General features: G+C 59.6%; 7 protein-coding genes. 2 read left to right on the top strand and 5 right to left on the bottom strand.

Annotation, left to right across the window (positions count from 1 at the left end):
- Window positions 1–740 (top strand): serine hydroxymethyltransferase (locus ACR0C6_RS12390; RefSeq protein WP_480619521.1); only part of this gene is annotated, 740 nt, incomplete at its 5' end.
- 272 nt (window positions 741–1012) lie between these two features.
- On the opposite strand, the gene ACR0C6_RS12385 is transcribed toward ACR0C6_RS12390, so the two are convergent.
- Window positions 1013–1387 (bottom strand): hypothetical protein, encoded by a 375-nt coding sequence (locus ACR0C6_RS12385; protein ID WP_152457403.1) that lies wholly within the window; start codon window positions 1385–1387, stop codon window positions 1013–1015.
- A gap of 91 nt (window positions 1388–1478) precedes the next feature.
- Between ACR0C6_RS12385 and ACR0C6_RS12380 the strand changes: the two genes are divergently transcribed.
- A complete protein-coding gene (locus tag ACR0C6_RS12380) occupies window positions 1479–2237 on the top strand; it encodes an alpha/beta fold hydrolase (protein ID WP_152457402.1) in 759 nt (252 codons plus the stop codon).
- On the opposite strand, the gene ACR0C6_RS12375 is transcribed toward ACR0C6_RS12380, so the two are convergent.
- The 4 genes from ACR0C6_RS12375 to ACR0C6_RS12360 all read right to left on the bottom strand — a co-directional run bounded on the left by ACR0C6_RS12375 (window position 2238) and on the right by ACR0C6_RS12360 (window position 6392).
- Entirely contained in the window at window positions 2238–2423 is a 186-nt protein-coding gene (locus tag ACR0C6_RS12375) for a hypothetical protein (protein ID WP_152457401.1), read from the bottom strand.
- Window positions 2424–2516: 93 nt separating this feature from the next.
- A complete protein-coding gene (locus tag ACR0C6_RS12370) occupies window positions 2517–2894 on the bottom strand; it encodes a rhodanese-like domain-containing protein (protein WP_480447586.1) in 378 nt (125 codons plus the stop codon).
- 79 nt (window positions 2895–2973) lie between these two features.
- On the bottom strand, window positions 2974–4326 hold the full coding sequence (locus ACR0C6_RS12365; RefSeq protein ID WP_152457399.1) for an HlyD family type I secretion periplasmic adaptor subunit: 1353 nt from the start codon (window positions 4324–4326) through the stop codon (window positions 2974–2976).
- Between the two features lie 2 nt (window positions 4327–4328).
- The gene (locus ACR0C6_RS12360; protein WP_480447585.1) at window positions 4329–6392 is read right to left on the bottom strand and encodes a type I secretion system permease/ATPase; all 2064 of its coding nucleotides are present in this window, start codon (window positions 6390–6392) and stop codon (window positions 4329–4331) included.
- Between the last annotated feature and the right edge of the window lie 124 nt (window positions 6393–6516).

Genomic DNA, 6516 nt, shown 5'->3' with positions numbered 1-6516 from the left:
CGCGCCAGATCGACTTTGCCCGCATGCGTCAGATCGCCGACATGGTCGGTGCCTATCTGCACGTGGACATGGCGCATTTCGCCGGTCTGGTCGCGGCGGGCGAGCATCCCAGCCCGTTCCCGCATGCGCATGTGGCCACCACCACCACGCACAAGACCCTGCGCGGCCCGCGCGGCGGCATGATCCTGACCAATGATGAAGATATCGCCAAGAAAGTGAACTCGGCCATCTTCCCCGGCATTCAGGGCGGCCCGCTGATGCATGTGATCGCGGCCAAGGCCGTGGCCTTCGGCGAGGCACTGCGGCCCGAGTTCAAGGACTATGTCAAGCAGGTGATCACCAACGCCCAGGCACTGTCGGATCAGCTGATCAAGGGCGGTCTGGACACGGTGACCCACGGCACCGACACCCATGTGGTGCTGGTCGACCTGCGCCCCAAAGGCGTCAAGGGCAACGCCACCGAGAAAGCCTTGGGTCGCGCGCATATCACCTGCAACAAAAACGGCGTGCCGTTTGATCCGGAAAAGCCGACCATCACGTCGGGTATCCGTCTGGGTTCGCCCGCCGGCACCACCCGCGGCTTCGGCGAGGTCGAATTCCGCCAGATCGCCGACTGGATCATCGAAGTGGTCGACGGCCTGGCCGCCAATGGCGAAGACGGCAACGGCGCCGTCGAGGCCAAGGTCAAGGCCGAAGTCGCAGACCTCTGCGCCAAATTCCCGATCTATCCGAACCTGTAACTGGTCCATCCTCCAACACGGAACGGCGCCATGAGGCGCCGTTTTTTTGCGTCAGATCCCTGAAAACGTTCTGGATCTCGCCCAGCGCATATCCGGTGTTTTGGCAAGGTCTCGGGCCCAAAGGTCGCCAAGGCCATTCTGGTCAATACGCGCTTTTTCCGCCCCGACCAGCTTTTCGCGCAGCTGTTCACACCGAATCCGTGCCTTCGATGTTACCGCACACAGGGGTTTGCGCCATGTTCAGACCTTGGCGCGTTGTCCAGAATCCAAGCTCAGATCAAGCCGCGCCACCACAGAAAAACCAACAGAAGCGTCGTCAGTGCCAGCATGTTGAAGGCCAGCCCCCCCAGCAGGCCAAGGAACCAACCCCATCTGCGATCCGCAAGATTGATGGACCCCAGATGTTCCTGCACCACGTCGGACGCCTTGATCAGCTTGGGGTTGTCCAGAACCAGCCTCAGTTTGGGATGAGAGGCCATCGCCTCGGCCCGGGCCAGAATCAAGGCCTGCTTGTAGACGCGCCGCGGCAGTCGGCGCTTGGCCTTGCGGATTGATGCCTCGAGCGTCTTGTCGCGCACCCCGAGCTTTGCGCGCAGCAACACAACCGTTTCGGCGATCCGGGTCTGAATGTCTGGGTCCTGCGGCATTGGTGGCCTCCTGCCGAGGCAATCTAGCGGCAGCGTCTATGACCTACAATGGGGCTGGTCGTTTCCGGCTGTGACTTGTATCACGCGGTACATGCTGAACACCATCATACATGGCGAACCGACCGCCCGACCGCCCCTTGTCATTGCCCACGGCCTGTATGGATCGGCCCGAAACTGGGGCGTGATTGCCAGACGGCTATCAGACCAGCGGCAGGTTGTGGCCGTCGATATGCGTAACCACGCCTACAGCGCATGGGACGCTTGTCACGACTATCCCCATCTGGCGCAGGATATCGCCGAGGTCATCGAACGGACCGGCGGGACGGCAGACGTACTTGGGCATTCAATGGGCGGCAAGGCCGCGATGACACTTGCGCTGCAACACGGCGCGCTGGTGAACAAACTGGTGGTCGCAGATATTGCGCCGGTGAAATACACGCACAGCCAAATTCAATTTATCGAGGCCATGCGTGCCGTGGATTTCTCGCGCATTGCACGCCGCTCGGATGCCGAGCAGCAATTGGCCGAGCAAGGCGTTGAAAAAGCATTGCAGAGCTTCTTCACCCAATCGCTGGACATCAAGGGAAAGCGTTGGCTGCTGAACCTGGATGTGTTGGCGGACCAGATGCCAAATATCATGGGCTTTCCCGAGTTGGACGCCCAATGGCAAGGCCCCGCACTGTTCCTGTCGGGGGGCGAGTCAGATTACGTCTTGCCGGAACATCGGGCCAAAATCCGCGCACTGTTTCCCAGCGCGCGATTTGCCAAGATCCCCGGCGCCGGGCACTGGCTGCACGCCGAAAAACCGCGCGAGTTCGAAGCTGCCGTCAGGACCTTCCTGAACGCCTGATCAAGCGCCTTGATACAGCCGCCTGGCCACCATCCAGGATGCCGGAGCTGCGATTACGGCCCCCGCGGCCGCGGCGCCCACAATTGCGCTGACGGACACCATTCCGGCCGACAGCACGGCGATTACGGCCGAACCAGACAGAGCAGTTGCAATCAGTGAATACAGCATAGCGGCAAGGCGAAACATGGCCGGGCTTTCCTTTTTATGGCTTCCGGTCAAATATTTCACGATTCGAATGTGTTGTACTTTGATTTGTGTCAGTTTCAGACGGTTCCGAAGCTAGGATTTGGCGATTTCACCGCCCCCATTCACCCAGTCCGTCAATCCACCAAGATTGTACACCCTCTGGTATCCCATATCCTTCAGGAGTTTTCCGGCCAAAGCCGCGCGCCCGCCTGATGCGCAGTACAACACGATGGGGCGATCCTTGCGCAGTTCAGGGTCATGTGATTGCAATGCATCATCTGCCCGAAACTCCAGCATGCCGCGGGGTATATGATGCGCTCCGACGGCGCGGCCCGTCTGTTCCAGCTCATTTGCATCGCGAATGTCCAACAGCAGCGCCCCCTGTTCGGTCATCGCCTTTGCCTTGGCCGTATCGATACGCTCGACCACCGCGTTGGCCGCCTCCATCATCTCTTTCACCGTCACCGGCATGTGAGTTCTCCTTTACGTCACCGCGCAGAGGTTAACATGCGAATTTTGGAAGGTGTAGACATGGAAGGAAACGCGCGTGTTACTGCTCGCGAAACGCGCGCGACATGCTGTCTGATACCGGTTTGGCGATATAGGCCGCAAAGGTGCGCTCCTCGGTCTGGATCATGATTTCTGCGGGCATCCCCGGTGTCGGAACAAAGCCGCGCACGCGCTGCAACTCATCCGGGGTCAGTGAGACTCGTGCCAGATAGACTTCCTGCGGAACACCGGTCGAATCCTCAAGCAGCGCGTCGGCCGAGATATAGAACACCTCGCCATACAAAACAGGCGTCGTGCGTTGGTTCAACGCGATCAGGCGGACTGTGGCGGTCTGCCCCGTGACGACACTGTCAATCTCGGTACGCGGAATCTGTGCCTCGATGATCAGGGGCGCATCTGCGGGCAGGATTTCAGCTATCGGTTCCCCGGTCTCAATCACACCGCCCGGCGTGTGATAATGCAATCGCACCACCGTTCCGGTTACCGGCGCGCGCACCACGGCCCGGTCAAGAACACTGCGCGCCTGTCGGGATTTTTCACGCACGCTTTCCAGATCAGCTTCGATCACGCCCAGTTCATCCAGTGCGGCCTCACGATAGGCGGACCGCGTACGCGCGATCTGTTCGTCATATTTCAGCAGCATCTGGTTGATTTCAGCGGCTTCCGCCTGCAACCGGGCCTGCTGACCTTCGGCTTCGGCCTGCACACGACGGATCGTGTTCAACTCCCCTTTGCGGACAAGGCCCTTTTCGAACAGTTGGCTTTTGGCCTCAAATTCCTCCTGCAATATCTCGGCGCGCCGGGCCATGCTGTCCAGTTGCGCCTCAAATCCGCTGGATCGGATTTTCAGCGCTTCCATATTGCGCTCCAGCAAAGCCAAGTCATTCAGCAGCGTCTTGCGCGACACATCAAAGCTGAGCTTTTGACCATCCAGAATGGCCATTATTTCAGGATCTTCGGATGCTTCGACAAGCGCCTGCGAAAACACGAGGCGGTCGCGTTCCCCGTACTCGGCCAGCAACCGCTCGGTCATGGCCTGAAGGCGCAACTTGCGAATATGCAATTCACGCTCATTGGCCTGGGCCGAGGTCTGGTCCAGGGTCATCAACACCTGACCTGCCTGAACCGCCTGACCTTCCACAACCTTGATGTCTTCGATGATGCCGCCTTCAAGATGTTGGACAATCTTGTTGCGGCCCGTGGCCACAAAGCTGCCTTGCGCGATGACCGCTGCGGCCAGTGGGGCACTGAAGGACCAGACCCCGAAACCACCGAAGCAAACGACAAGCAAGACCACCCCGATCACTATCAACCTGTTGATCGAGCGCGGAACCTCGGCATACCAGACTTCTGGTTCATTGGCTGAGTTGTTCACAGGTACGAGGTCATTCATGGTCAGCCCCCCTGCTGGCCTTCAATTCCAGTCTGCTTGCGCGGCCCGTTGATCTGCTGAAGAACCTGATCACGCTGACCGAACAGGGCCACACGCCCGTCCGTCAGCAGCATGATCTTGTCGACAACATTCAACAACGTCGGCTTCTGCGTAATGACGACCACGGTGATCTTGCTTTGCCGCGCCTGTTCGATCGCACATGCCAGCGCCTTGTCGCCCGCGACGTCGAGATTTGAATTCGGTTCATCCAGCACAACCATCCTGGGGTTGCCGAAGAACGCCCGTGCCAGTGCGATACGCTGCTTCTGACCACCGGACAAAGGCGAACCATCAGCGGCCACCACGGTTTCATATCCCTGCGGCAACGTTGCAATCATGTTATGAACATCGGCTAGAACGGCGGCATCGTGGATCTGTTCGTCAGTGGCATCCGCCCGCATCCGGCCGATATTGTCCTTGATCGTGCCCGGGAACAGCTGAACATCCTGCGGCAGGTAGCCGATGCTTTCGCCAAACTGGCGCGGGTCCCAGTTTCGGATGTCCATCAGGTCAAGCCTGACGCTGCCCGATGTGGGCAGAATGGATCCCACCAGAGTTTTCCCAAGCGTGGTTTTCCCAGCACCGGAATTGCCGATGATGGCCAAAGTTTCACCGGGAACCAGCGAGAACGTGATGCCGTTCAGAACCACGCGTTTGGTTCCGCCCGGTACATAGAGCAGACGTTCGACATCCAGACGACCTTCGGGCCGTGGCAAGCGCAGTTTTTCGTATTGCAGGGCCGAGGTCGACAGCAGCGCCTTGATCCGGCCGTAGGCTCCGCGCGTCAGCAGATAGCTGTTCCATCCTTCAATCGAACCTTCAATCGGCGCAAAGGCACGCCCGGCAATGATCGAGGCCGCAATCACCATACCGCCTGTGATCTCTCCTTGCAGCGCCAGAAACGCGCCCCAACCCAGAATTCCGATCTGCGTCAAAAGGCGAACTGCGCGCGAGATTGCAGCGAAGATCACGTTGCGGTCCTGCGCCCGCACCTGCCAGGTCAGCGATTGGGCGGTATCCCGCCCCCAGATCCGCACGGCCTCGGGTATCATTGCCAGAGCATTAATGATCTGACTGTTGCGAGACATCGAATCCAGATGCAGGTTCGCCATGGACTGCGCCTTGTTGGCCTCGGCAAATGGCTTGGCAGTCGTTTTCTGGTTGATCAGTGCAATCGTCATAAGAATCAACGCAGTAACCACCACGATCATGCCCAGTTGCGGATGCACGAGGAAAATCATCAGAATGAACAGGGGTGCAAACGGCACGTCTAGAAATGAAAGCAGCGTGCCCGAGACCAGAAAACCACGAAGCTGTTGCAGATCGCCCAATGTCTGATACTCGCGCCCGTTTCCGTGCAGCGACGCATGGGCCGCCGCGCTCAGAACCGGTGCGCCCAGCCGGGCCGCCACTTCGACCCCGGTCCGCATGAGCATGAACCGCCGCACCGCATCAAAGGCAGACTGGAAGATCACCGCCCCTGCAACGATGGCCGTCAGCATGATCAGCGTGTCCAGCGACCGGCTGGTCAGAACCCGGTCACTGATCTGGAACAGATAGATCGGGATCGCCAGGATCAGAATGTTCGTGGCGCAGGTCAGGACCAGAACAAACGCAAGATTGCGCCGGATCGCCCGCATCGAAACGCGCAACGTGCGCTGGAAATCTTCGGGCGGGGTGCGTTTGTGGAAGGTTTGGGGTGGCCCGTTCCCATCACCGCCGCCAGAATTCGTTTGCAACAGTGGCTGGTTTGCCTTGGCCTCGATCGTGGTGCCTATGCCGTTCTCACCGGATGCGCGTGCAGAGGGGGTCTTGCGCGCAGTCGAGTCCCCGGCGGATGCCGGATCCGGGCCGTCGGCATCGGCCACCCCATTGCCACCACCCGCCGGGTCTTCATCTTGCGCGGATTGCGGCTGCGCACGCTGATGGGGAGGATCAGCGCGCCGTTGTTCGCGTGAGTGTTTTTGGTCTTCGGATTGCTGTGGCGCTTCGGTTTCAACCGTCGAATCTGGATCTGACTCAGACACGCGCATCTCCTGCGTCAGGTGCAAACGGGCTTTGACCCGTTGTCTCGCTGGATCTGCCCCACCGTCTGCGCGCTGGCGCTTCGGGCCCAAACCGCCCTGCCTGTCCAGTGGACTGGATAAGAGT

It is taken from the genome of Ruegeria sp. AL12 (assembly GCF_056540885.1).
The sequence above is the reverse complement of the archived record's forward strand: the minus strand, read 5'-3'. Positions and strand labels throughout refer to the sequence as shown.